Origin of the sequence: Streptomyces sp. NPDC018026 (assembly GCF_044327745.1) — a bacterium.
GTDB lineage: Bacteria > Actinomycetota > Actinomycetes > Streptomycetales > Streptomycetaceae > Streptomyces > Streptomyces rubrogriseus.
In genome coordinates this window covers 793013-817309 of the sequence record NZ_JBIRFY010000002.1, presented here as the reverse complement: position 1 = coordinate 817309, position 24297 = coordinate 793013, and the positions used below count along the sequence as shown (strand labels likewise).

Here is a 24297-nt window from a genome sequence, read left to right as displayed (position 1 = left end):
TCGTCATCACCCGTACGGGGGGAAGCCGGTGCAATTCCGGCGCTGACCCGCAACCGTGAGCCGCCCGCCGAGCCTCCCCGAGACTCCCGGACGGTGAGCCGGACTGCCCCGCACGGATGTGACCGGCTCACGTGCCCGGCACCCGCCGGCGCACGGGCACCGTCGAGGCATACGGGGCCGAGCCGCCGGGGGTGCCCCGTGCTGCCGGACCCCGCACAGGGAAAGGCACCCGCCGATCATGAACGTCCGCCGTCGCAGCAGCGCCGCGGCTCTGGCCGCCATAGCCGTGATCGGCGCCGCCACCGCGCCCGCGGTCGCCGCCGATCCGTCGCCGTCCTCCGCCCCGTCCAAGACCGCGCCGTCCGGGCTGTACGGGAGCACCGACCCCCAGTACGACGGTGTCTGGCGCCAGTCCCTCGCGCTGCTCGCGCAGGACACGGCGGGCGTGATCCCGTCCTCGACGGCCGTGAAGTGGCTCACGGACCAGCAGTGCGCGAACGGCGCCTTCGCCCCGTTCCGCGCCGACCCGGCCGCGGCCTGCGACGCCAAGACCCCGATCGACACCAACAACACGGCCGCCGCCGTCCAGGCCCTGTGGGCGGTCGGCGGGCACGGCGACGTGATCGAGGAAGCCCTCGGCTGGCTGAAGTCCGTACAGAACAAGGACGGCGGCTGGGGCTACGTCCCCGGCACCCCCAGCGACGCCAACTCCACCTCCGTCGTCATCGGCGCCCTGACCGCCACGGAGACGGACCCCGAGGACGTCCGGAAGGGCGGCAAGTCCCCTTACGACGCCCTGCTGACGTTCGCCCTGCCCTGCGCGAAGGACAAGGGCGCGGGCGCCTTCGCCTTCCAGCCCGACAAGGACGGCAGGCTGCTCCCCAACGCGGACGCCACCGCCGCGGGTGTCCTCGGGGCGCTCGGCACGGGCCTGGTCGCCGAGGCGGGCAAGAAGACCGACGCCGCGTCCTGCGCCGACGCGGACCGGCCCGACCGCGAGCGCGCCGCCGCCAACGCCGCCGCGTATCTCACCGACACGCTCGCCAAGGACGGCCACCTCGTCTCCGCCCTCGGCGGCTCCGCCGACCAGCCCGACTACGGCAACACCGCCGACGCGGTCGTCGCCCTCGCCGCACGGGGCGGCGCGGACAAGGCGGCCGAGCCACTGGCCTGGCTGAAGAAGAACGCCGCGAAGTGGGCCGGGGAGAGCGGTCCGGCCGCCTACGCCCAGCTGATCTTCGCCGCCCATGCCACGGGCACCGACCCGCGCGACTTCGGCGGCACGGACCTGGTGGAGAAGCTGAACGCGACGGGACCCGCTCCGCAGGGGACGACCGCCAAGGACACGGCCACCGCGAGCGACGAGGACAAGGCGGAGGAGAAGGACGACGACTCCCCCTTCGGCGTCTGGTGGTTCGTCGGCGTCTGCCTGCTCTTCGGCATCGGCATCGGCTTCCTGCTCAGCAACCGCAACAAGAAGCAGCAGCCGTGACGCCCCGCCGCATCGTCCCCCTCCTCCTGGCCGCGTTCCTGCTGATCGGGACCGCGGGCCAGGCGCAGGCCGCCGGTTACCGCTACTGGTCCTTCTGGGACCGCGACGGCGGGAAGTGGGTCTACGCCACCCAGGGCCCGTCCATGTCCCGCCCCTCCGACGGCGACGTGCAGGGCTTCCGCTTCGCGGTGAGCGAGAACTCGGGCGACGCGGCCCAGCCGCGCGGCACGGCGGACTTCGCGTCGATCTGCGCGAAGACCCCGGCCGAGGACGGCACCAAGCGGGTGGCGCTGGTCCTCGACTTCGGCACGGCGCCCGACGCCCCGTCCGGCGAGACCCCGCCCGCCCCGCGCACGGCCTGCGCCCAGGTCTCCCCCGACGCGACCACGGCCGACGCCCTGGCCGCCGTCGCCGACCCCCTCCGCTACAACACCAACGCCCTGCTGTGCGCGATCGCTGGCTACCCGAAGTCGGGCTGCGGCGAGCAGGTGTCGCAGAAGCAGGAGAAGCAGGAGAAGCAGGGGACCACAACCGCCCCGGAGCAGAAAGACACCTCGGACGACGGGGGCCCCTCGGTCGGCCTCATCGCAGGCACAGCGGTGATCGCCGCCCTGGCCGCCGCAGGCGCCTGGCAGGCAAGGCGGCGCAGAAATGCAACCCGCTAGCGCCGCGTCGACTGCGGGCAGTCATGCCGCACCCCCTGCGGGCAATCGTGCCGCTGGGGCGGCACGGGTGGGCGCAGGCGGCACCCTGTCAGCGCCGGCAAGCGCCCCCACCCCCCACCAGCACCGGGCAACCGCCCTGCACCCCGGCGCCTGGTGGCTCTGGGCACTGGCCCTCGGCACCGCCGCCACCCGCACCACCAACCCCCTCCTCCTCACCCTCCTCGTCACCGTCTCCGCGTACGTCGTCGTCACCCGCCGCCCCCACGCCCCCTGGTCCCGCTCCTACGGCGCCTTCGTCAAACTCGCCCTCGCCGTCCTCCTCGTCCGCCTCCTCTTCACCACCCTCCTCGGCTCCCCCATCCCCGGCACCCACACCCTCCTCACCCTCCCCGAAGTCCCCCTCCCCGACTGGGCGCAGGGCATCCGCCTCGGCGGCCGGGTCACCGCGGAGGCCCTCACCTTCGCGCTGTACGACGCCATGAAGCTGGCCACCCTCCTCATCTGCGTCGGCGCCGCGAACGCCCTCGCCAACCCCTCCCGCCTCCTCAAGTCCCTCCCCGGTGCCCTGTACGAGATGGGCGTCGCCGTGGTCGTGGCCCTCACCTTCGCGCCGAACCTCATCGCCGACGTCCAGCGCCTGCGCGCCGCCCGCCGCCTGCGCGGCCGCCCGGACCGGGGCCTACGGGGCCTGCTCCAGGTCGGGCTCCCCGTCCTGGAGGGCGCCCTGGAACGCTCCGTCGCCCTCGCCGCCGCGATGGACGCCCGCGGCTACGGCCGTACCGCACAGGTACCGGCTCCCGTCCGCCGTACCACCGCCGCCCTCACGCTCGGCGGCCTGCTCGGCGTCTGCGCGGGGACGTACGGACTGCTGACCGCCGCGGGCGGCACGTACGGCATCCCCGTACTCCTGGCCGGTGTCGCCGCCGCCGTCGCGGGCCTGTGGCTCGGCGGCCGGCGCACGGTCCGCACCCGGTACCGCCCCGACCGCTGGGACGCCCGCGCCTGGCTGGTCACCGCGTCCGGCGCGACGGTCGCCGCGCTGCTCTTCCTCGCCGCCGCCCGCGACCCGGCGGCGCTGCACCCGGGCGTGATCCCGCTGACCGCGCCCACCCTCCCCCTCTGGCCCGCGGCGGCCGTACTCGTAGGCCTGCTCCCGGCGTTCGTCACTCCCGCACCCGACCCCGTACCCGCAAAGGAGCCGTCGTGATCCGCTTCGAAGACGTGTCGGTCACGTACGACGGTGCCACCGAACCCACCGTCCGGGGCGTCGACTTCGAGGTCCCCGAGGGCGAACTCGTCCTGCTCGCCGGTCCTTCCGGAGTCGGCAAGTCCACCGTCCTCGGCTCGGTCGGCGGCCTGGTCCCGCACTTCACCGGCGGGACCCTGCGCGGCCGGGTCACCGTGGCCGGGCGCGACACCCGCACCCACAAGCCGCGCGAACTCGCCGACGTCGTCGGCACGGTCGGCCAGGACCCGCTCTCCCACTTCGTGACGGACACCGTCGAGGACGAACTGGCCTACGGCATGGAGTCCCTGGGCCTCGCCCCCGACGTGATGCGCCGCCGGGTCGAGGAGACCCTCGACCTCCTGGGCCTCTCCGACCTGCGCTCCCGCCCCATCGCCACCCTCTCCGGCGGCCAGCAGCAGCGGGTCGCCATCGGCTCGGTACTCACCCCGCACCCTGAGGTCCTGGTCCTGGACGAGCCGACCTCCGCCCTGGACCCGGCCGCCGCCGAGGAGGTCCTGGCGGTCCTCCAGCGCCTGGTCCACGACCTCGGTACGACGGTCCTGATGGCCGAGCACCGTCTGGAGCGGGTGATCCAGTACGCCGACCAGGTCGTCCTGCTCCCGGCCCCCGGCGAGGCCCCGCTCATCGGCGTCCCGGCGGAGGTGATGGCGGTGTCCCCCGTGTATCCGCCGGTGGTGGGCCTGGGCAGGCTGGCGGGCTGGTCCCCGCTGCCGCTGACGATCCGGGACGCCCGCCGCCGGGCCGCGCCCCTGCGCGAGCGCCTGGCCGACCGGGAGATCCCGCACCACACCCCGTCACCGTCCGCCACGCTCCCCGCGCCGCCCGCCCCGCGCCCCGCCACCTCCCGCTGGCGCCGCCGCAAGAGCCACCCGGAGACTCCCCCAGCGCCCACCCCGTACGCCGCCGAGGTCCGCTCCCTCGCCGTGCGCCGCGACCGCGTCCAGGCCCTGCGCCACGTCGACCTGACGGTGTCGCCGGGCGAGACGGTCGCCCTGATGGGCCGCAACGGCGCCGGAAAGTCGACCCTGCTGTCGGCGCTCGTCGGCCTGGTCGAACCGTCCGCCGGTTCGGTCCGGGCCGGGGACGCGGTACCGCACCGTACGGCCCCCCGCGACCTCGTACGCCGGGTCGGCCTGGTCCCGCAGGAGCCGCGCGACCTGCTGTACGCCGACACGGTCGCCGCCGAGTGCGCGGCCGCCGACCGGGACGCGGACGCGCCCCCCGGCACCTGCCGCGCCCTGCTGTCGGACCTGCTCCCCGGCATCACGGACGACACCCACCCCCGCGACCTCTCGGAGGGCCAGCGCCTGACCCTCGCCCTGTCCGTCGTCCTGACCGCCCGGCCTCCGCTCCTCCTCCTGGACGAGCCGACCCGAGGCCTGGACTACGCGGCGAAGGCCCGGCTGGCCGGCATCCTGCGCGGCCTGGCCGCCGAGGGCCACGCGATCGTGCTGGCCACGCACGACGTGGAACTGGCCGCCGAGCTGGCCCACCGCGTCGTACTCCTCGCCGAGGGCGAGGTGATCGCCGACGGCCCGGCGGCGGACGTGGTGGTGGCCTCCCCGTCGTACGCCCCGCAGGTGGCGAAGGTGCTGGCCCCGCGCAAGTGGCTCACGGTCGCACAGGTACGGGAGGCCCTGGCATGACCGGCATCTCCCCTCCCCAGCGCCAGGCCCGCGCCGTGCGCCTGGGCCCCCGCTCGGTCGCCGCGCTGCTCCTGGTCAGCGCGGTGGGCGTGGCGGGTCTCGGCTGGCCCTTCCTGGCTCCGCCGGAGGCATCGAGGAACGCCCACAGCGCGGACGCGCCCTGGCTCTTCGCGGGCCTGCTGGTGCTCATGGTGGCCGTACTGGCCGCGACGATCTCGGAGTCGGGGCTGGGTCCGAAGGCGGTGGCCATGCTCGGCGTCCTCGCGGCGACCGGCGCGGCACTGCGCCCGCTGGGTGCGGGCACGGGCGGCCTGGAGCCCATGTTCTTCCTGCTGCTTCTCAGCGGCCGGGTCCTCGGCCCCGGCTTCGGCTTCGTCCTCGGCTCGCTCACGATGTTCGCGTCCGCCCTGCTCACGGGTGGGGTGGGCCCTTGGATGCCGTTCCAGATGCTGTCGATGGGCTGGTTCACGATGGGGGCGGGTCTGCTGCCCTTCCCGGACCGGCTGCGCGGGCGCGGGGAATTGCTCCTGCTCGCCGGGTACGGCTTCCTGGGCGCGTTCGCCTACGGAACGGCGACGAATCTCGCCGGCTGGACCTTCATGAACGAGCTCTCCTCGAACATCGCCTTCGACGCCGAAGCCTCGGTCGGTACCAATCTGGCCCACTTCCTGGCCTACTGCCTGCTCACCTCCCTCGGCTGGGACGGGGGCCGCGCCGCTCTGACGGTCGTCCTGACCCTCACGCTCGGCACCCCGCTCCTCAAGGCGCTGCGCCGCGCGACCCGCAGGGCGGCCTTCGAGGCGCCGGTCACGTTCGAAAAGGCCCCGAGCAGGCCGCCGAGGTGAGCCGCCCCACGTGAGCCGCTTCACCTACGAAGCGGGTTCGTAGGTGAGGGACGGGCGGTGGACGGGCCACCAGGCCCCCGGGCCGCGGCATCCTCGCCCCGCCTACGACCAGGCTTAGCAAAAGCGACGATTGCGGACGAGTGCCCCGCCTGCTTCTCTGAACCGGTCGCCAGGCGCCGACGCCCTCCCGGGCAGCGGCGCCGACGCATGCCGGGCCGGTGTGCGCCGACGCCCCTGTCCCCGAAGAAGGGCCCTCCGTTGACCGCCGCTTCCCTCCTCCGTTCCGTCGCCACCCCGAAGAAGGCCCTCGCGGGCGCCGCCCTGGCCGCGGCCACCTGCGGCTCGCTGATCGCCGCCGGGCCCGCCCAGGCAGCGACGCCGGCCTCCTCGGCGCAGGCGACCGCGAAGAAGATGATCGGCGACTCGGCCGAGTTCCAGTGCTTCTCGAAGATCGTCGACCACGAGAGCGACTGGAACATCCACGCCACCAACGCCTCCAGCGGCGCGTACGGCCTGGTCCAGGCCCTGCCGGGCTCGAAGATGGCCTCGGCGGGCGACGACTGGAAGACCAACGCGGCCACCCAGATCGAGTGGGGCCTGGACTACATGAAGGACCGCTACGGCAGCACCTGCGACGCCTGGACCTTCTGGCAGTCCAACGGCTGGTACTGACCCGGCTGGTGTCAGCGGTTCAGGTCCAGCACGGGCAGGCCCCGCCCCTCGTACGCCTTCGGAGCCACCGTGGCGATCAGCGCGTCCGCGCCCCACTCGGGCAGGTGACGAGCCGCGTGGACGGCCGCGCCGATCCCCGGCGGCACGCCGTCGCGGCTCAACTGTGCCACCGCGAGCACTGCCGGGTAGTCGAGGTCGACGGTGTGCATCACGTCCAGCTGCCCCACGTGTTCCGTGATGCCGAGAAGCTCACGCTCCGCCTCCAGCACGGAAAGGGCGGGCACCCACAAGCGGGTCTCCGTTTCGAAGTTCGCGCGATGAACGCCCAGGTCCCGAGGAACCGGCCGAAGGCAACCCGGTCCGCGAGATCATCACGCCATGACCGAGATCGTTCTGATGTCCGACCCGAAGGTCGCCGCCGTGCCCGTCCAGGAGTGCGGCGAACGACTCGTCGACGTATTGCGGGACAGCCCGCTGCTGGTCGACCGGCGCAAGTGGCAGGACTCCGCGGGCGCCTTCGCCCACCTGCGGGAAGGCGTGCTCGCCCGGCTCCTCGAAGCCCAGGCGCAGCTGCCGCCGGGACTGCGGCTGCTCTTCGTCGAGGGGTACCGCCCACCCGCCCTCCAACGCCGCTACTTCGACAAGTACGCGGCACAGTTGAGTACCGAACACCCGCAGTGGTCCCCCGACCGGATCCGCTCGGCGGCCAGCCGCTACGTCTCCCCGCCAGAGATAGCCCCGCACAGCGCGGGCGCCGCCGTCGACCTGACGCTCGCGGACCTGGACGGCCGCGAACTCGACCTGGGCACCCGTATGAACGCGACCCCGGAGGAGAGCGCGGGCGCCTGCTACACGCACGCCGACGACATCAGCGACGAGGCCCGCTCCCACCGTGCCGTGCTGGGCACCGCACTCACAGCGGCGGGCCTGGTCAACTACCCGACGGAGTGGTGGCACTGGTCGTACGGAGACCGCTACTGGGCCTTGGCGACGGGCGCGGGTGCCGCGTGCTACGGCCCCGCGGAACTGGGCTGACCTCAGGCCGCGCCCGTCCGGAAGCGGCGGCGGTACTCGGTCGGGGTCGTGTCGAGTCTGCGGCGGAAGGCTCTGACCAGGGTGTCGACGGTGCCGAAACCGCAGGCCGAGGCGACGCGTTCCAGGGTCGCGTCGGTGGATTCGAGCTGGTGGCGTGCCGCTTCCACGCGCGCCGACTCGACGTAGGCGTACGGGGTCGTGCCGAGTTCGGTCTTGAAGATGCGGGTGAGCTGCCGGTCGCTGACGTGGGCGTGGGCCGCGAGGTCGGCGACGGTGAGTGGTGCGGCGATGTTGCACAGGATGTGGTGGCGGAGGTCCTCGACGCGCCGGGTCGTGGAGACCTGCTCCAGCGGCACGCTGAACTGGCTCTGCCCGCTCGGCCGCTTCAGGTACATCACGAGCTGCCGGGCCACCCGGAGCGCCACCGCCTCGCCGAGATCGTCGGCGACGAGGGCGAGGGAGAGGTCGAGGCAGGAGCTGATGCCCGCGCCGGTCCACACGTCGCCCTCGCGGATGAAGATCGGGTCGGCGTCGACCTCGACCGCCGGATGCTCGTCGGCGAGCTGCCGCGCGGTCGACCAGTGCGTGGTGGCGCGCTTGCCGTCGAGCAGCCCGGCGGCGGCCAGGACATGCGCCCCGACGCAGACGGACGTGACTCGCCGGGTGCGTGCCGCGAGGCGCCTCACCCACTCGACCACGACGGGGTCGGTGACCGCCCGGACCCGCCGTCGGCCGTCGATCTCGACCGCGCCGGGCACGATCAGGGTGTCGATGCGCCGCGCGGACAGGTCCTCGAAGGTGGCGTCCGGCAGGACGCGGACTCCGGCGGCGGTGGTCACCGGGTCCATGGTCCCGGCGGCGAGGACCACCTCGTAGCCCGCCGCGTCCTCCGTCTCGCGCCGTGCGAGGGAGAACACCTCCGGCGGCCCGGTGACGTCGAGCAGGTCGACGCCCTCGAAGAGCACGACGACGATCAGTCGTCCGACGGAGTTCACGGTTCCTCCCGCTGCTACACGGCCATGTCGGTATCTGCAGGTTAGACGACATTGCCGACATCGCCGGGCGAGCCCTAGCGTCGTAGGAGCAGGCCGACGGCCTTCACCCACACCCGGATTCGAGGAGTTCCCATGCCCAGAACCACGCTGCGCCGCCTCAGCGGGCTCGACGACACCCCCGCGAAGCTCGCCGACTCCACGCTGGTCCTCGTCGACTACCAGAACACCTACACGACCGGCGTGATGGAACTCGACGGCTGGCAGGCCGCGCTGGACGCGGGCGCCCGGCTGCTGGCCCGCGCCCGCCGGGAGGGTGCCAGGATCGTCCACGTCGTCCACGACGGCGGCGAGGGCAGCCCGTACGACCTCGGGGCCGAGATCGGGCAGATCCACCCGAGCGTCGCCCCGGTCGACGGCGAACCCGTCGTCACCAAGAAGGCGCCGGACTCCTTCTTCGGCACCGATCTCGGCGAGCGCGTCGACGCGGCAGGCAACAACGACCTCGTCGTCGTCGGCTTCATGACCCACATGTGCGTGGCCTTCACCGCCCAGGGCGCCTTCCTGCGCGGCAACCGCCCCACGGTCGTCGCCGACGCCTGCGCCACCCGCGCCCTGCCGGTCGCGGACACCGAACTCGACGCCCACCAGGTGCACTACAGCGCCCTCGCCACCGTCGCCGACATGTACGGGGTCGTCGTACCGTCGCAGGAGTCCCTGACCTAATCCCTGGGCCGGTGGCCCTCGGTGAGGTCCCGGAGCGCTCGAAGCAGTTGCGCTCGCTGCTCCTCGCCGAGAGGCGCGAAGAGGTCCTTCAGGACACCGGTCGCCAACCGCCTGCCTTCCGCGAGTGCCGCCCGCCCCGAATCGGTGAGCGCGTGTTCGAGACGTCGCCCGTGGCCTGCGGACCGGGTGATGAGCCCGTACTCCAGGAGCCGGTTCGCGAGGGTACCGAACGCCTGGTCGCTCTGGAACGTCGCGACGGCGAGTTCGTGCCCCGAGGCTCCGGGCATCCGCTCGATGGCGCGCAGCGCGTCCCACTGGACGAGGCTGACCCCGGTCTCGCGCAGCGCGGCGTCCATCGTGCGGTGGTTGCGGTACTGGGCACGCTTGAGCGCCTGCCCGAGGACTTCCAGGTCGGTCGTCATGGTGTTAGCGTATCAACACTCGTATATAAACATGTTGATATGAAACGTGGAGGAGAACGCCATGCGCATCTCTCTCGTCGACGGCCTTCCCGCCCTCCAAACCGGCTCCCCCGCATCTCGCACCGCACTCGTGCTGCACGGTGGCGGGGGACCCCGGACCGTCGCGCCACTCGTGGAGCATCTCGCGGCCACGATGCACGCGTTCGCACCCACGCATCCCGGCTGGGAGGGCACGGCGCGCCCCGACTCCATCGCCTCGGTCGCCCAGCTCGCGGCCGCCTATCTCGCGCGCCTGCGCGAGCACGAAGAGCGGGACGTCGTGCTGATCGGGTCCTCGATCGGCGGGTGGGTCGCCCTTGAGATGGCGGTGCAGGCCGCCGCCGACGACCGCTGTGCGGGAGTGATCGGGGCCGTGGTCGTCATCGACGGCGTCGGCGCGGTGGTGGACGGCGAACCCGTCGCGGACTTCTTCGCCCTCGACGCCCGTGGGCTCGCCGAGGCCGCCTGGCACCACCCTGAGCGCGGTTACGTCGACCCGGCCCGCCTCACCGACGAACAGCGCGCGATCCAGCAGGCGAACGGACGCGCCATCGCCGCCGTCGCGGGCCCGAGCATGAGCGATCCGGCGCTGCTCGGCAGGCTCGGCGCGGTGGCCGTCCCGGCACTCGTGGTGTGGGGCGAGAGCGACCGGATCGTCACACCTGCCTACGGGCGGGCCGTCGCACGCGCCATACCCGGCGCGCAGTTCGTCGAGGTCCCGGAAGCCGGGCACCTCCCGCACCTCGAAGCCCGGGACGCGACCTGGGCGGCGATGGATCCCTTCCTCGCCAAGGTCTAGGCGAGGGCGGAGCCACGGACCCGGCTGCCGTCCCCGCCCATCCGCCGCCGAGTAGTCGGGCCCGGTCCGGGCCAACTTTTCTGTTCGAATTATCGTCTTCGCACGTGTGTCCACGCCGGGCACCCCGACGACGCCGAACGGAATCCCCCGACCGTGGCCCCTGCCGAACTCACCGTCCCCCGGCCCGAACGGCGTCGGGACAGACGTCCGGGCGCCGCCCTGCGCGACTTCGGGCGCCGGTATCGCGTGCCGCTGCTCGCCACGTTGCCCACCATCCCGCTGTACGTGGTGTGGTGGGCGTTTCTCGCCACGGGCGGCGGCGACCTCGCCGCGCAGGAGGCGTGGGCCGACTTCGCCTCGCGGCACGGGAGTTCGGCGTACGGGCTGTTCTGGTACGGCGGGATGCACACCGCCAACTACAGCGTCATATCCCCGTACTTGATGGCGGCGCTCGGCGTGCGCACGGTCACGGTCGTGTCGGGGCTCGCCGCCTCCTGGCTCGCGGCCGTGCTGATGGTGCGGGGCGGGGTGCGCCGGCCGGTGTGGCCCGCGCTGCTCGCCTCCCTCGCGCTGTGGTGCGACGTCGCCTCGGGCCGGACCACCTTCGCCCTCGGTGTCGCCCTCGCGCTGGCGGCCTGCGTGCCGCTGGTGCGGGAGCGGCGGCTGTGGCTCGCCGCCGGGTACGCGGCGCTGGCGACGGCCGCCTCGCCGGTGGCCGGGCTGTTCCTGGCCGTCGTGGGGGCCGCGTTCCTGCTGGTACGGGACTGGCGGCGGGCCCTGGTGCTGCTCATACCCCCGGCGGCCGTCGTCGGGCTGACGACGCTGTTCTTCCCCTTCACCGGGGAGCAGCCCATGCCGGCCGCCCGCATCTGGCCGCCGGTCCTGCTCGGCCTCGCCGTCACCGTGCTGGCCCCGCGCACCTGGCGGGTCGCCCGGTGGAGCGGGGCCGTTTACGCGCTCGGGACCGTGCTGACGTACCTGGTCGCCTCACCGGTCGGCACGAACGTCGAGCGGTTCGCGGAGCTGTTCGCGCCCGCCGTACTGCTGGCCGCGCTGCTCACCGCCCCTGCGGCGCTCACCGCGGCCCGGTCGCGGCGGCTGCTGCCGGGGCTGCTGGCCGTCTCGCTCGTCTACTCCGTGGGCTGGGTGGGGAAGAAGACCGTCGACGATCTGAAGGTGTCCACCACCGTGCCGGCCTGGGCCGCCGAGACGGACGGCGTCGTGGCGGCCCTGGAGGGGCTCGGCGCCGACCGGGCGCGGGTGGAGGTGGTGCCCGCCCGCAACCACCGCGAGGCCACCCTGCTCGCCCCGCACGTCAACCTGGCCCGCGGCTGGAACCGGCAGCTCGACGTGGAACGCGGCCGCCTCTTCTACGACGGCACCTTCTCCGCGACCGCCTACCGGGAGTGGCTGGACCGCTGGGCGGTCGGTTTCGTCGTCGCCCCGCTGGGCAGGCCGGACGGCCCGGCGCGGGCCGAGGCGGAGCTGGTCCGGGACCCGGAGCTGCGGCCCGACTGGCTGGAGCCCGTCTGGCGGGACCCGCACTGGCAGGTCTACCGGGTGCGGGACGCCGTACCGCTCGTCTCCGCGCCCGGCACGGTGGTGGACACCACCCCCGCCGACCTGGTGCTGCGCGTGGACAGGCCCGGCGCGGTGACCGTGCGGGTCGCCTGGTCGCCGTGGCTGCGCAGCGACGGCGGGTGCCTGAAGCAGGACGGTGAGTTCGCCCGGCTGACCGTCGCGGCACCCGGCGAGTACCGGATCAGCTCCCGGTACGGTCCTTCGCCGGGGCCGGGGGATCGCTGCTGACGTCCGCCGCGGGCTCCCCGGCCGGCTTCACCCTCGCCTCCGTCTCCCCTGTCTTCTCCGTCTGCGCCGTCTTCTCCGTCGCCGCCACCGCCGTGACGGTCCTGGCCCGCGGGCCCTGGAACCAATACGTCAGTCCGAAGCCAGCCGCGACCACCGCCGCGCCGCCGACCGCGTCCAGGACCCAGTGGTTGCCGGTGGCCACGATCGCCGAGACGGTGAAGAGCGGGTGGAGCAGGCCCAGGGCCTTCATCCACGCCCTCGGCGCGATGATCGCGATCACCACCCCGCACCACAGCGACCAGCCGAAGTGCAGCGACGGCATCGCCGCGTACTGGTTGGTGAGGTGGGTCAGCGTGCCGTAGTCCGGCTTGGAGAAGTCCTGCACTCCGTGCACGGTGTCGATGATCCCGAGCCCCGGCATCAGCCGCGGCGGGGCCAGCGGGTAGAGCCAGAAGCCGACCAGGGCCAGCAGGGTGGCGAAGCCCAGCGAGGCGCGGGCCCAGCGGTAGTCGACCGGGCGGCGCCAGTACAGGACGCCGAGGACGGTCAGCGGGACGATGAAGTGGAACGACGTGTAGTAGAAGTCGAAGAAGTCCCGCAGCCAGCCGACCTTGACCACCGCGTGGTTGATCGCGTGCTCGATGTCGATGTGCAGGAACCGCTCGATGTCGTGGATCTGCGTGCCGTGCTCCTCGGCGCGCGCCCGGCCCGCCGAGTTGCTGCCGCCGGTCGCCGCGAGGCGGACCTGGGAGTAGGCGGCGTAGGTGACCCGGATGAGGAGCAGCTCCAGGAGGAGGTTGGGGCGGGTGAGGACCCGGCGCAGGAACGGCAGCAGCGGGACGTGCTTGAAGCGGGTCGGGACGGGGGGCGCGTAGGCCGTCGGGACCGGGGTGTCGAAGTGGGGCGACGTGCGCGACAGGAACGGCACGGCGACGGCGGCGGCCAGCGCGGCGAGGAAGACGACGTTGTCCCGCAGCGGGTACAGGGCCGACATGTTCGGCAGCATCATCTTCGCGGGCAGCGTCATCACCAGGACGACGGCGACCGGCCACAGGTACCGGTCGGAGGCCCGCTTGCCGACCCGGCCGACCACCGCGGGCAGCACCCACAGCAGCTGGTGCTGCCAGGTGGCCGGGGACACGACGACGGCCGCGCAGCCGGTGACGGCGACCGCGAGCAGCAGCTGGCCGTCGCGGGCGTAGTGCACGGCGCGGCGCAGGGCGAGGGCGGCGACGGCGGCGCCGAGCAGGAGGAAGAGGGCGATCTCCAGGGGGCCGGAGAGGCCGAGTCGCAGCAGGGCGCCGTGCAGGGACTGGTTGGCGAGGTCGTCGGCCTCGCCGCCCAGGCCGACGCCGGCCATGTGGTGCACCCAGTACGTGTAGGAGTCCTGGGCCATGGCCGCCCAGGCGACGGCGGTGCAGGCGACGAAGGTGATCCCGGTGGACACGGCGGCGCGTCTGCGGTCGGTGAACCACAGCAGCGGCACGAAGAGCAGGACGGTCGGCTGGAAGGCGGCGGCGACACCGATCAGCACGCCGCCCACCCGGTCGCCCTGGGCCCCGCGTACGGCGAAGCAGCCGAGGAGGACGAGGAGGACCGGGATGATGCTGGTCTGGCCGAGCCAGAACGCGTTGCGCACCGGGAGCGACAGCATCAGCAGGCTGATGGCGACCGGCGCCGCCAGCAGCGCCGTACGGCGTCCGACCGGCTGGGGCAGGGCGCGGGCGGCGACCAGGCCGAGGGCCACGACCAGCAGCAGCGAGCCGAAGGTCCAGCCCCAGCCGAGGGCCTGTTCGGCGGCGCGGGTGAAGGGTTTGAGGACGAGTCCGACGAAGGGCGTCCCGGTGAACTGCGTGGAGTCGTAGAGGGACCCCTCCACGTGCAGGACGCCGTGCTCGCCGACCCAGGTCTCCAGGTCCGTCAGGCGTTCCCCGCGCGGGGTGCCGAGGACCGCGGCCACCTGTCGTACGGCCAGCACGGCGGCGATCAGCCACAGGCCGAGGCGTGCGACGTGCCATCGTGCTCTGGTCACGTCGGCGGCCGAGGCTCCGAAGGACTCCGCCGGTCGCCCACTGTGCTCCGCATTCGCCACGCCTCGTCGGCCTCCCGCCCCGTTCGTACCGCACGTACCGCGCTCGTGGACGCGGTGTGTCGTCCCTGCGAACCCTATGAGGCTCGCACCACCCCCGGAGGAAGACGCGAGCAACCCCCACTCAACCTGACAGCCGCCCGCTTCTCGCCCCGGAGAGCGAGAAGGATCACAGAGCGCGAGCGGGGGAACGGCAGGCGGCGCGCGCATGTCCCCTGCGTGTACGCCATTTTGGTGCACAGTGCAACGAAAAGCATACCGGGCGTAAGTGGCGCATCAGCGCCTATGGTCGCTTTTCCGCCCGTGGCCGAGTGCCGCGGGCTCTTTCCGGCCCGGCGACAGCGCCGCCGTGCGGGTCGTGGCGTTCCGCCGCCTCCGTCCCCGTCCCCGCCTCGTCCCGGTCCCATCCCGTCCCCCGTCCCCGTCGAAAGCAGGCGAGCGTAGTTTTGTCGGCCGCCCCCGTCGCCACTCCCCCGTTCCGCACCACCTCCGCACCCGCCCCGCGCGCCACCGGCGCGCCCACCGCCACCGACCCCGCCCTCGTCCGGCGTGCCGTCAAGGCGGCGGCGCTGGGCAACGCGATGGAGTGGTTCGACTTCGGCGTCTACAGCTACATCGCCGTGACGCTGGGCAAGGTCTTCTTCCCGTCGGGCAATCCGACCGCGCAGCTGCTGTCCACCTTCGGCGCCTTCGCCGCCGCGTTCCTGGTCCGTCCCCTCGGCGGCATGGTCTTCGGTCCGCTCGGGGACCGGGTCGGGCGGCAGAAGGTGCTCGCCGTGACGATGATCATGATGGCGGCGGGCACGTTCGCCATCGGCCTGATCCCGTCGTACGCGACGATCGGTGTCTGGGCTCCGGTGCTGCTGCTGGCCGCCCGGCTGGTGCAGGGATTCTCCACCGGCGGTGAGTACGCGGGCGCGTCCACCTTCATCGCGGAGTACGCGCCGGACCGGCGGCGCGGGTTCCTCGGCAGCTGGCTGGAGTTCGGCACGCTCGCCGGGTACATCGGCGGCGCCGGTCTGGTGACGCTGATGACGGCGCTGCTGTCGGACGGCGACCTGATGTCCTGGGGCTGGCGCATCCCGTTCCTGATCGCGGGCCCGATGGGCATCGTCGGCCTGTACCTGCGGATGCGTCTTGAGGAGACCCCGGCGTTCGCGGCCGAGGTGGCGAAGGCGGAGACGGCGCGGGTGAAGGTGCCGCTGCGCGAGATGGTCGCCGGTCAGTGGCGGGCGCTGCTGCTCTGCGTCGGCCTGGTGCTGGTCTTCAACGTCACCGACTACATGCTGCTGTCGTACATGCCGAGCTATCTGACCAGCGAACTGGAGTACGACGAGACGCACGGGCTGCTCGTGGTGCTGGGCGTGATGGCGCTGATGATGGTCGTCCAGCCGTTCGCGGGCGCGCTGACCGACCGGGTCGGGCGGCGGCCGGTGATCGCCGCGGGCTGCGCGGGCTTCCTGCTGCTGTCCGTCCCGGCGCTGCTGCTGATCCGCGAGGGCAGCCTGCTCGCGGTGGCCCTGGGCATGGGCGCGCTGGGCCTGCTGCTGGTCTGCTTCACGGCGTCCATGCCGTCGGCGCTGCCCGCGCTGTTCCCGACGCGGGTGCGGTACGGCTCGCTGTCGATCGGGTTCAACGTCTCGGTGTCCCTGTTCGGCGGGACGACGCCGCTGGTGGTGACGGCGCTGATCGGGGCGACCGGCGACATGATGATGCCCGCGTACTACATGATGGCCGCGGCCGTGGTCGGCGGCGTCGCGGTGTGGTTCATGACGGAGTCGGCGGGCCGCCCGCTGCCGGGCTCGGCACCGGCGGTGGAGGGACGACGCTGATCGCCCTTGTCTGCGAGACTGCCAGGATGATGGTCAGACTCGCCGAGGAGCGAGACTTCCCCGGATTCCTGGGCCTGGCGGGCCAGGTGGAGCACTGGTTCGGCCCGATGGTCGAGGACGCCGGATTCCACGACGCGGTGCGCGAGCACATCCGCCGGGGCGCGGCCCTGGTCGCCGTCGCCCCGGACCCGGATCCGGACACCGACGCGGCCCCGGGTGCTGGAGCGGAGCTGCTCGGCGGGCTCCTGTTCGGCACGGACGCGGGCACGGACACGCCGGTCCACCACGTCCACTGGCTGGTCGTGTCCCGGCAGGCCCGCGCGGGCGGCGTCGGCCGTGCGCTGATGCGGGACGCGATGCGCAGGTGGGTGCGGGAACCGGCCGACGTCGAGGTGGTCACCTTCGGCGCCGACCACCCCGGCGCCGCCGAGAGCGGCGCCCGCGCCTTCTACGAGCGGCTCGGCTTCACCCCCGCCGAAGTCGTCGCCCCGGGCCCGGAGGGCGGCTCCCGCCAGCTCTTCCGCCGCGCGGCACGGGTCGGACCCACACACCGGGAACACGTCACGACGCACACGGGAGGCCCCGCATGAGCGAGTCGCAGGTCTGGGACGACGTCGACGCCTACTTCGTCACCCACCTCGCAGCGGACGACGACGCCCTGGCGGCCGCCCGCAGGGAGAGCGACGCCGCCGGGCTGCCCCCGGTGAACGTCGCCGCCAACCAGGGCAAGCTCCTCCAGCTCCTCGCCCAGATCCAGGGCGCCCGCACCATCCTGGAGATCGGCACCCTGGGCGGCTACAGCACCATCTGGCTGGCCCGCGCCCTGCCCGCCGAGGGCCGCCTGGTCACGCTGGAGTACAGCGCCCGGCACGCGGAGGTCGCCACCCGCAACATCGCCCGCGCCGGACTCGACGCGCTCGTCGACGTACGGGTGGGTCCCGCGCTGGAGTCCCTGCCGAAGCTCGCCGACGAGAACCCGCCGCCCTTCGACCTGGTCTTCATCGACGCCGACAAGGGCAACAACCCGCACTACCTCGAGTGGGCGCTGAGACTCACCAGCACCGGCAGCCTGATCGTCATCGACAACGTGGTCCGCGGCGGCCGGGTGGCCGACGCCGACGACACCGGCGACGACGTACGCGGCACCCGCGCCGCCATCGAGCTGATCGGCAGCCACCCCCGGCTCAGCGGCACCGCCCTCCAGACGGTCGGCACCAAGGGGTACGACGGGTTCGCGCTGGCGCGCGTGCTGGCCTGAGCTGCCGGCTTGAACTGCCGTCCTGAGCCGCCGGCTTGAACCACTGTCCGGTAGCTGCGGGGCCGGGCCTACACCTCGTGGTAGAAGCCGACGTTGACGCTGCGCGGCTCCGCGCGGTCCTGCACCACCACCTCGCCGCTGCCGCCCCTGGGCAGCGGCACGGTGCCGCCGTAGGGCAGCGCCTGCCGGTGTTCGCCGATGGTCAGCCGGACCTCGCTGGAGGGGTCCGGCTGGGAGCCGCGCAGCCAGCTCAGCCGCCAGGTGCCGTCGGCTCCGCAGCGGAACTCCAGGTGGACCCGGGAGACGAACAGCCAGTCATCCGGCGTCGACAGCCGGCACACGGACTTGTCCCTGCCCACCCGCAGCACCGCGTCCGGCTCGCTGGGCGCGTCGGCCATCTGCATGCCGGCCGTGGCACCCGCGTCCGCCGCGGTGACGGCGGCCATGGTGAGTTCGAGCACGTGCGCTCCTTCGAGGTCCGTTGGCTTGTCGCCGCCGCATGATAGATCGACCGGTGAAGCCGTGTCCGGCGTCCGGCACAATGGGGTCATGACCGAGCGAAAGCCACCCGGCGTCGACTTCGAGTCCTGGGTCGACAAACAGATCCGTGATGCGGACGCGCGCGGCGAGTTCGCCGAACTGCCCGGCGTCGGCAAGCCCCTGCCGAGCGAGATGGACAGCACCTACGACGAACTGTGGTGGGTCAAGCGGAAGATGGCCCGCGAGGGCTTCTCCGTACTGCCGCCCACGCTGGCCCTGCGCAAGGAGGCGGAGGACGCCCTGGAGGCGGCGGCGAAGGCACCGTCGGAGCGGGTGGTCCGCCGCATCGTCGAGGAGATCAACGTCAAGATCCGCGACGTCATGTTCAAGCCACCGCCCGGCCCTCCGCTGGGTCTGAAGCCCTACGACGTCGAAGAGGTCGTGCGGCAGTGGCGGGAGGGCCGGGCGGAGGGCTGACACCCGTCGCCCGCGGGCGGGGCGCACCGGGAAATCCGCTTGCCCGGCACGCCGGTCCCCGGCCGACAATGCGGGTCATGACCTGGACCGTCGACCCGGAACCGTACGACTCCCCCGTCGCCGCCGCCCTCTGGCGCGCGTACTACACGGAGGTGAGCGACCGCTGGTACCGGCTCCACGAGGGCCGCGCGACCGACCCCGACGAGCTGGAGCGGGAGATCGCCGCGGAATCCGGCGCCGACCTCGCACCGCCCCGGGGATGGCTGCTGGTCGCGCGCTACGGCGGTGAACCGGCCGGCACCTCCGGCGTGCGCCTGCTGGACGACACGACCGCCGAGCTGAAGCGGGTGTTCCTGTACGGCCCGATGCGCGGCCGGGGCGGCGCCGGGCTGCTCGTGCGGGCCGCCGAGGACGCGGCACGGGCGCTCGGGGCTCGGCGCATGGTCCTGGACACACGGGGCGACCTCGTCGAGGCCCGCGCCCTGTACGCGCGCCTCGGCTACACCGAGACCGAGGCGTACAACGACAGTCCGTACGCCGAGCACTGGTTCGCCAAGCGGCTGCGCCGCGACCCCGACTCCTGACGGCGGCGCTCAGCCCGCCCGCGCGGGCGTACGCCCCTCGTGCGGGCGCTCCCGCTGCGAGCCGCACAGTTCCCCGGTCAGCTCCCGCACCAGCCGCACCAGGTCGGTCGGACGGTCCGGGCCCCACCAGTCGCCCAGCAGTTCGGCGAGCGAGTCCTCGCGGGCCAGCGCCAGCCGTTCGGCGACCTCGCGGCCGCGGCGGGTGAGGACCAGGTCGGGTCCCTCGCGGACGGCGAGGTGCCGCTCCTCCACCTGCCGGGCCGCCGCCATCACGGTCGCCAGGGGGACCGGGCTGCGCTCGGCGAGCTGGGCCGGCTCGACCCGGCCGTACTTCCTGACCCGCAGCAGCATCCAGCTGGCCGCGGGCAGCAGGTCGTAGCCCGCCCGCGCGGTGATCCCGCGGTAGACCTCCCGGCGGCCCTCCCGGGTGCCGAGCACCGACAGGGCGCGGCACACCTCGTCGTGCGAGGAGCGTTCCACCGGGTTGCTGGCCAGGGTCTGGGTGGCGTCCGGTGCCGTGACCGAGCCACGCAGCCGGTCCTCCTTCAGGAACCAGGCCAGCAGGAAGGCGAGCAGGGCGACGGGGGCGGCGTACAGGAAGACGTCGGTGATGGAGGAGGCGTAGGCGTGGATCGCCTCGGGGCGCAGCGCGGGCGGCAGGGCGCCGATGCCGCGCGGGTCGGCCTTGAGGGTGTCCACGGAGAGACCGGGCGGCAGGGCGTCGCCCCGGAAGGCATCCGTGAGCTGGTCGCCGAGGCGGCTCGCGAAGATCGTGCCGAAGATGGCCACGCCGAACGACGCGCCGATGGACCGGAAGAAGGTCGCGCCGGAGGTGGCGACGCCCAGGTCCTCGTAGGCGACGGCGTTCTGCACGATGAGGACGAGGACCTGCATCACCAGGCCGAGGCCCAGGCCGAAGACGAAGAAGCAGGCGCCCATCTCGGCGGTGGCGCTGTTCTCGTCGAGCTGGTGCAGCAGGAGCAGTCCGAGGGTGGTGACGGCGGTGCCCGCGACGGGGAACACCTTCCAGCGGCCGGTGCGGCTGACGATCTGCCCGGAGACGGTCGAGGACATCAGCAGGCCGAACACCATCGGCAGCATGTACACACCGGACATGGTGGGGGTGACGCCGCGCACGACCTGGAGGAACGTCGGCAGGTAGGTCATCGCGCCGAACATCGCGAAGCCGATGACGAAGCTGATGACGGCGGAGAGCGTGAAGGTGCGGACGCGGAAGAGTTTGAGGGGCAGGACGGGCTCGGCCGCCCTGCGCTCCACGGCCACGAAGAGCACGGCCAGGAGCACCGCCAGCACCGCGAGCCCGATGATCTGCGGGGAGCCCCAGGCCCAGGTCGTGCCGCCGAGCGAGGCCACGAGGACCAGGCAGGTGGCGACGGAGGCGATGAGGAGGGTGCCGAGGTAGTCGATGACGTGCCGGGTGGTGCGGCGCGGGATGTGCAGGACCGCGGCGATCACGGCGAGCGCGACGACGCCGATGGGCAGGTTGATGTAGAAGACCCAGCGCCAGCTGAGGTGCTCGGTGAAGACCCCGCCGAGCAGCGGCCCGAGCACGCTGGTCGCGCCGAAGACCGCGCCGAACAGCCCCTGGTAGCGGCCGCGTTCACGGGGTGGGACCAGGTCGCCGACGATCGCCATCGACAGCACCATCAGCCCGCCGCCGCCCAGTCCCTGCAGGGCGCGGAAGGCGATCAGCTGGCCCATGCCCTGCGCGATGCCGCACAGCGCGGACCCGACCAGGAAGATCCCGATCGCCAGCTGGAACAGCCTCTTGCGTCCGTACTGGTCGCCGAGCTTGCCCCACAGCGGGGTCGCGGCGGTGGCCGCCAGGAGGTAGGCGGTGACCACCCAGGACAGGTGCTCGAGTCCGCCGAGATCGCTGACGATGGTCGGCAGCGCCGTCGACACGATGGTCTGGTCGAGGGCGGCGAGCAGCATGCCGAGGAGCAGGGCCCCGATGGAGACGAGTACGCCGCTGGAGACCTGCTCCTGCTCCCCCGGTGCGGTGAGCCGCGCCGGGTCCGGCTCCCGCTCCGACTCCGTCGCCCCGCGCACGTCTCCGGCCATCCCGACCTCCACAGGTGTCACGGTCCATCCTGGTCGGTGTGACCAGATATGGCCGTTTCAGTCCTCCAGGAAGCCGGTATTCCGGGGGCGTGTGCGCCGGAGTATGGAGAAGATCTGCATAATCTCTGGAGGTCGCGAGGGGAGTCGCGAGGGGAGGGACGAACGCGTGGAGCAGCAGAAGGAGCCGTCGCAGGACCGGCCGGCGGGGGCCGCCTGCCCGGAGTGCGGCACACCCAGGGCGGCGGACAACACCCCGTCCTGCGCCTGCGGAACCAGGGCGTCCGACGCCCTGCGCGACGCACGCACGGCCCAGGCGGCAGCGGCGGAGGACTTCGATCCGCTGCGCATACGGCCGTACGTCGAACTGGACGGCGCCGACGCCGGGAAGCCGCCGGACGCGCCCGACGCGCCCGGTGAGCACCGTGCCGCGCCCGCGCCGCCCGCGCCGCCCGCGCCGCCCGCGTCGCCCGCGTCGCCCCCGTCCGACCCGGACGCCACGATGACGCTGCGCGCCGTCGACGCCGGAGCCGGTGCGGGTTCCGGAGCCGGTGCGGGTTCCGGAACCGCCTCCGGTGCCGACTCGCCCGCCGGGGACCCGGCGGCGACCTCCGCGCTGCCGACCCCCCTGGCCCCCTCGGCCGGCTCGCCCAGCGCGCACGACCTGCGCCTGTTCGACGCATCCGCCACCGCACCCCTGCCGCAGGTGGGCCCGGGGGCCGGAGGCCCGGGCGGCGACGGAGGGGCACCGCGGAGGCGGCGCAAGCGCGTCCTGCTGAGTGCCGCCGGAGCGGTCGTGGTCGTGATCGGCGCGGCGGGCTTCGCCAGCGGGCTGTTCTCGTACGACACCCCGTCGCGGGACGAGGCGGTGCCGGACGAGGTCCGGGCCAGCGTGCCGGACCCGTCGACCGGCGAGTCCTCGCCGAGCGCGGACCCGAGCGCATCCTCCGCCTCGCCGTCGCCCTCCGCGTCCCCCTCCGCCTCCGCCTCCGCGTCCGCCTCCCCGTCGGCGAGTGCGAGCGCCTCGGTCTCGCCGTCCCCGTCGGCGTCGAGCGCCTCGCCCACACCGTCCCGGTCGGCCGGGCCGACGCAGAGCACGACGGCGCCGGCGGACGACGCCCCGCAGGAGTCCGGGGACGACGACCGGAACCCCGGCGGCGGCCCCACGCTGCGCCGCGGTGACCAGGGCCCGGAGGTAGTGGAACTTCAGCAGCGCCTGAAGGAGAAGTGGATGTACTGGGGCGGCCTCGACGGCGACTACAACCACCAGGTCGAGGACGCCGTCCGCCAGTACCAGTGGGAGAACGGCATACGCACCGACAGGGTCGGTGTCTACGGCCCGGACACCCGCCGCAAGCTGGAGTCGGAGACCCGGGAGCCGTAGGGAGCCGTAGGGGCGGCGGGCCGCTCGGCGTCCGCCGTCAGCCGATGTGCAGCCGCAGCCCGCCGTCAGCGTCGGCCTCGACACGCACCCGCGTCAGGTCCTCCACGACCACGTCCGGCCCGTGCAGCCCGGCGCGCGGCCCGACGCCGACGACCCGCATACCGGCGGCGCGTCCGGCCGCGATGCCGGCGCCGGAGTCCTCGAAGACGATGCAGTCGGCGGGGGCGATGCCCAGTTCGGCGGCGCCCTTGAGGAAGCCCTCCGGGTCGGGCTTGCTCGCGCCGACCGACTCGGCGGTGACCCGGACGTCCGGCTGCGCGAGCCCGGCGGCGGCCATCCGCGCGGTGGACAGGGCCACGTCGGCCGAGGTCACCAGGGCGTGCGGCTGCCCGCGCAGCGAGGCGAGGAACTCCGCGGCGCCGGGGATCGCGACGACGCCCTCGGTGTCGGCGGTCTCCTCGGCGAGCATGCGCGCGTTGTCGGCGTGGTTGTGCTCCATGGGCCGGTCCGGCAGCAGCAGCGCCATCGAGGCGTAGCCCTGCCGTCCGTGGACGACCTTCATGACCTCGTCGCCGTCCAGCCCGTGCCGGTCGGCCCAGCGCCGCCAGACGCGGTCCACGGCGGCGTCCGAGTTGACGAGGGTGCCGTCCATGTCGAGCAGCAGGGCACGGGCGGGCAGAACGGTGGTGGCGGTGGCCGTCATCGGCAGACTCCAAGGGGCGGGGAGGAAACAAGGCGGCCCCGCCCGCCGGTCAGGGAGAACGGACGGGAACCACTTTGTTCATCCACGGTACAAAATAGACCGGGTTCGCGCCACCGGCACACAGCGCCGGCACACGCCGCCGGCCGCTCAGCCGGCGATCGCCTCAAACAGGCTCCACACGCCGAGGCCCATCATGAGCACGGCCGCGATCTTCGTGATCAGCCCCAGCGGCACCCGCTTCATCAGGGCCTTTCCACCGACGATGCCGAGCCCGGCCACCGCCCACAGCGCGAGCACCGCGCCGAGGCCGACGGAGAGCGGATCGTCGTAGCGGGCCGCGAGGTTGGCCGTCATGATCTGCGTCAGATCGCCGAACTCGGCGACCAGGATGAGCATGAAGCCCGCCCCTGCGACCTTCCAGAAGGACTGGTCCTCCGGCTTGCGGACCTCCTCGTCCTCGTCGTCCTTCTTCATCAGCAGCACGGCGGCGCCGCCCAGGAACAGCACGCCGGTGACCGCGTGCACGATCTGCTGCGGCAGCAGGGTCAGCACGCTGCCGGCCGCGACCGCCAGCACGACGTGCAGCAGGAAGGCGGCGGCGACGCCCGCGAAGACGTAGGAGGCGCGGTAGCGGGTGCCGAGGACGAGGCCGGCCAGGGCGGTCTTGTCCGGCAGTTCGGCGAGGAAGACAACACCGAAGACGAGCGCCGTCACGGTCAGGCTGATCAAGATTCCTCAATCGGTCGGGGCCACCCCACCGAGAGTGCTGATTGCGCGGATTCCACGATCTCCGCGACGCGCGACACCTCGGCACGGCAGCACACGGATCCACCCCTGCCGTACGGCACGGGCGTGCACTGCTTGCCGAAGGTCTCGCTGGCCCGCCTCGCGTACGAGGCCTGCCTCCGGGCGCCGGCTCAGGCGGGCTGAGCAGTATGTCGACGGTCCGGCGAAGAGCTACTCCCCTTCTGCGCCGTCCATACTACGCGACCTTCCCGGCGGGGCCGAGGGCCGAAA

24 protein-coding genes and 1 riboswitch are annotated in these 24297 nt (G+C 73.2%); of the genes, 16 read left to right on the top strand and 8 right to left on the bottom strand.

The window, feature by feature from the left end; all coding sequences use genetic code 11:
* The first annotated feature begins 18 nt into the window (after positions 1–18).
* Positions 19–109, top strand: a riboswitch (cobalamin riboswitch).
* A 129-nt stretch (positions 110–238) separates the two neighbouring features.
* The 6 genes from ACH4D3_RS09275 (at position 239) to ACH4D3_RS09250 (ending at position 6569) form a co-directional block, all read left to right on the top strand.
* Positions 239–1492, top strand: coding sequence for a prenyltransferase/squalene oxidase repeat-containing protein (locus ACH4D3_RS09275; protein WP_398318465.1), 1254 nt, complete (start codon positions 239–241; stop codon positions 1490–1492).
* Positions 1489–2157 (top strand): SCO2322 family protein, encoded by a 669-nt coding sequence (locus ACH4D3_RS09270; RefSeq protein WP_398318462.1) that lies wholly within the window; start codon positions 1489–1491, stop codon positions 2155–2157. The genes ACH4D3_RS09275 and ACH4D3_RS09270 overlap by 4 nt, the downstream gene beginning before the upstream one ends.
* A gap of 67 nt (positions 2158–2224) precedes the next feature.
* The gene (locus ACH4D3_RS09265) at positions 2225–3364 is read left to right on the top strand and encodes a CbiQ family ECF transporter T component (RefSeq protein ID WP_398318459.1); all 1140 of its coding nucleotides are present in this window, start codon (positions 2225–2227) and stop codon (positions 3362–3364) included.
* Positions 3361–5052 (top strand): ABC transporter ATP-binding protein, encoded by a 1692-nt coding sequence (locus ACH4D3_RS09260; protein WP_398318456.1) that lies wholly within the window; start codon positions 3361–3363, stop codon positions 5050–5052. The genes ACH4D3_RS09265 and ACH4D3_RS09260 overlap by 4 nt, the downstream gene beginning before the upstream one ends.
* Positions 5049–5897: an ECF transporter S component gene (locus ACH4D3_RS09255; protein ID WP_398318453.1), complete on the top strand. Its 849-nt coding sequence runs from the start codon at positions 5049–5051 to the stop codon at positions 5895–5897. The genes ACH4D3_RS09260 and ACH4D3_RS09255 overlap by 4 nt, the downstream gene beginning before the upstream one ends.
* Positions 5898–6104: 207 nt before the next feature.
* Positions 6105–6569 carry a transglycosylase SLT domain-containing protein gene (locus ACH4D3_RS09250; protein ID WP_398318450.1) on the top strand — a complete coding sequence of 155 codons (465 nt, stop codon included), beginning with the start codon at positions 6105–6107 and terminating at the stop codon, positions 6567–6569.
* Positions 6570–6580: 11 nt separating this feature from the next.
* On the opposite strand, the gene ACH4D3_RS09245 is transcribed toward ACH4D3_RS09250, so the two are convergent.
* Positions 6581–6853 (bottom strand): hypothetical protein, encoded by a 273-nt coding sequence (locus ACH4D3_RS09245; RefSeq protein ID WP_398318447.1) that lies wholly within the window; start codon positions 6851–6853, stop codon positions 6581–6583.
* 94 nt (positions 6854–6947) lie between these two features.
* On the opposite strand from ACH4D3_RS09245, the gene ACH4D3_RS09240 reads away from it, so the two are divergent.
* On the top strand, positions 6948–7604 hold the full coding sequence (locus ACH4D3_RS09240) for a M15 family metallopeptidase (RefSeq protein WP_398318444.1): 657 nt from the start codon (positions 6948–6950) through the stop codon (positions 7602–7604).
* A gap of 2 nt (positions 7605–7606) precedes the next feature.
* Here ACH4D3_RS09240 and ACH4D3_RS09235 read toward each other — a convergent pair whose 3' ends face one another.
* Positions 7607–8599: a GlxA family transcriptional regulator gene (locus ACH4D3_RS09235; protein ID WP_398318441.1), complete on the bottom strand. Its 993-nt coding sequence runs from the start codon at positions 8597–8599 to the stop codon at positions 7607–7609.
* 132 nt (positions 8600–8731) lie between these two features.
* Between ACH4D3_RS09235 and ACH4D3_RS09230 the strand changes: the two genes are divergently transcribed.
* The gene (locus tag ACH4D3_RS09230; protein ID WP_398318438.1) at positions 8732–9322 is read left to right on the top strand and encodes a cysteine hydrolase family protein; all 591 of its coding nucleotides are present in this window, start codon (positions 8732–8734) and stop codon (positions 9320–9322) included.
* On the opposite strand, the gene ACH4D3_RS09225 is transcribed toward ACH4D3_RS09230, so the two are convergent.
* Positions 9319–9744, bottom strand: a complete 426-nt coding sequence (locus ACH4D3_RS09225) for a MarR family winged helix-turn-helix transcriptional regulator (RefSeq protein WP_398318435.1) — start codon at positions 9742–9744, stop codon at positions 9319–9321. The two genes, ACH4D3_RS09230 and ACH4D3_RS09225, sit on opposite strands and share 4 nt — an antisense overlap.
* Before the next feature lie 61 nt (positions 9745–9805).
* On the opposite strand from ACH4D3_RS09225, the gene ACH4D3_RS09220 reads away from it, so the two are divergent.
* Both ACH4D3_RS09220 and ACH4D3_RS09215 read left to right on the top strand, forming a co-directional pair.
* Entirely contained in the window at positions 9806–10582 is a 777-nt protein-coding gene (locus ACH4D3_RS09220; protein WP_398318432.1) for an alpha/beta fold hydrolase, read from the top strand.
* A 153-nt stretch (positions 10583–10735) separates the two neighbouring features.
* On the top strand, positions 10736–12391 hold the full coding sequence (locus ACH4D3_RS09215) for a hypothetical protein (protein ID WP_398318429.1): 1656 nt from the start codon (positions 10736–10738) through the stop codon (positions 12389–12391).
* Here the strand turns inward: ACH4D3_RS09215 and ACH4D3_RS09210 are convergent.
* On the bottom strand, positions 12345–14483 hold the full coding sequence (locus ACH4D3_RS09210) for a bifunctional glycosyltransferase 87/phosphatase PAP2 family protein (protein ID WP_398318426.1): 2139 nt from the start codon (positions 14481–14483) through the stop codon (positions 12345–12347). The genes ACH4D3_RS09215 and ACH4D3_RS09210 overlap by 47 nt on opposite strands.
* Before the next feature lie 443 nt (positions 14484–14926).
* Here ACH4D3_RS09210 and proP point away from each other — a divergent pair, with 443 nt between their 5' ends.
* The 3 genes from proP to ACH4D3_RS09195 are packed head-to-tail and all read left to right on the top strand — an operon-like array spanning position 14927 to position 17570.
* Entirely contained in the window at positions 14927–16312 is a 1386-nt protein-coding gene (gene proP, locus ACH4D3_RS09205) for a glycine betaine/L-proline transporter ProP (RefSeq protein WP_398318423.1), read from the top strand.
* A 26-nt stretch (positions 16313–16338) separates the two neighbouring features.
* Positions 16339–16902, top strand: coding sequence for a GNAT family N-acetyltransferase (locus ACH4D3_RS09200; RefSeq protein WP_398318420.1), 564 nt, complete (start codon positions 16339–16341; stop codon positions 16900–16902).
* Entirely contained in the window at positions 16899–17570 is a 672-nt protein-coding gene (locus ACH4D3_RS09195) for an O-methyltransferase (RefSeq protein WP_398318417.1), read from the top strand. The genes ACH4D3_RS09200 and ACH4D3_RS09195 overlap by 4 nt, the downstream gene beginning before the upstream one ends.
* 68 nt (positions 17571–17638) lie before the next feature.
* Here the strand turns inward: ACH4D3_RS09195 and ACH4D3_RS09190 are convergent, their stop codons facing one another.
* Positions 17639–18031 (bottom strand): hypothetical protein, encoded by a 393-nt coding sequence (locus tag ACH4D3_RS09190; RefSeq protein ID WP_193782873.1) that lies wholly within the window; start codon positions 18029–18031, stop codon positions 17639–17641.
* 88 nt (positions 18032–18119) lie between these two features.
* Between ACH4D3_RS09190 and ACH4D3_RS09185 the strand changes: the two genes are divergently transcribed.
* Together ACH4D3_RS09185 and ACH4D3_RS09180 are read left to right on the top strand one after the other, a co-directional pair.
* A complete protein-coding gene (locus ACH4D3_RS09185; protein WP_398318412.1) occupies positions 18120–18527 on the top strand; it encodes a DUF1992 domain-containing protein in 408 nt (135 codons plus the stop codon).
* 77 nt (positions 18528–18604) lie between these two features.
* Positions 18605–19111, top strand: a complete 507-nt coding sequence (locus ACH4D3_RS09180; protein WP_398318409.1) for a GNAT family N-acetyltransferase — start codon at positions 18605–18607, stop codon at positions 19109–19111.
* Between the two features lie 9 nt (positions 19112–19120).
* Here ACH4D3_RS09180 and ACH4D3_RS09175 read toward each other — a convergent pair whose 3' ends face one another.
* Positions 19121–21196 (bottom strand): DHA2 family efflux MFS transporter permease subunit, encoded by a 2076-nt coding sequence (locus ACH4D3_RS09175; protein WP_398318947.1) that lies wholly within the window; start codon positions 21194–21196, stop codon positions 19121–19123.
* A gap of 166 nt (positions 21197–21362) precedes the next feature.
* Here ACH4D3_RS09175 and ACH4D3_RS09170 point away from each other — a divergent pair, with 166 nt between their 5' ends.
* Positions 21363–22577, top strand: coding sequence for a peptidoglycan-binding protein (locus tag ACH4D3_RS09170; protein WP_398318406.1), 1215 nt, complete (start codon positions 21363–21365; stop codon positions 22575–22577).
* Between the two features lie 37 nt (positions 22578–22614).
* Here the strand turns inward: ACH4D3_RS09170 and ACH4D3_RS09165 are convergent, their stop codons facing one another.
* Together ACH4D3_RS09165 and ACH4D3_RS09160 are read right to left on the bottom strand one after the other, a co-directional pair.
* Entirely contained in the window at positions 22615–23280 is a 666-nt protein-coding gene (locus ACH4D3_RS09165; RefSeq protein ID WP_398318403.1) for an HAD-IA family hydrolase, read from the bottom strand.
* Between the two features lie 147 nt (positions 23281–23427).
* Complete coding sequence (locus ACH4D3_RS09160; protein WP_398318400.1) at positions 23428–24009, bottom strand: TMEM165/GDT1 family protein; 582 nt, start codon at positions 24007–24009, stop codon at positions 23428–23430.
* Between the last annotated feature and the right edge of the window lie 288 nt (positions 24010–24297).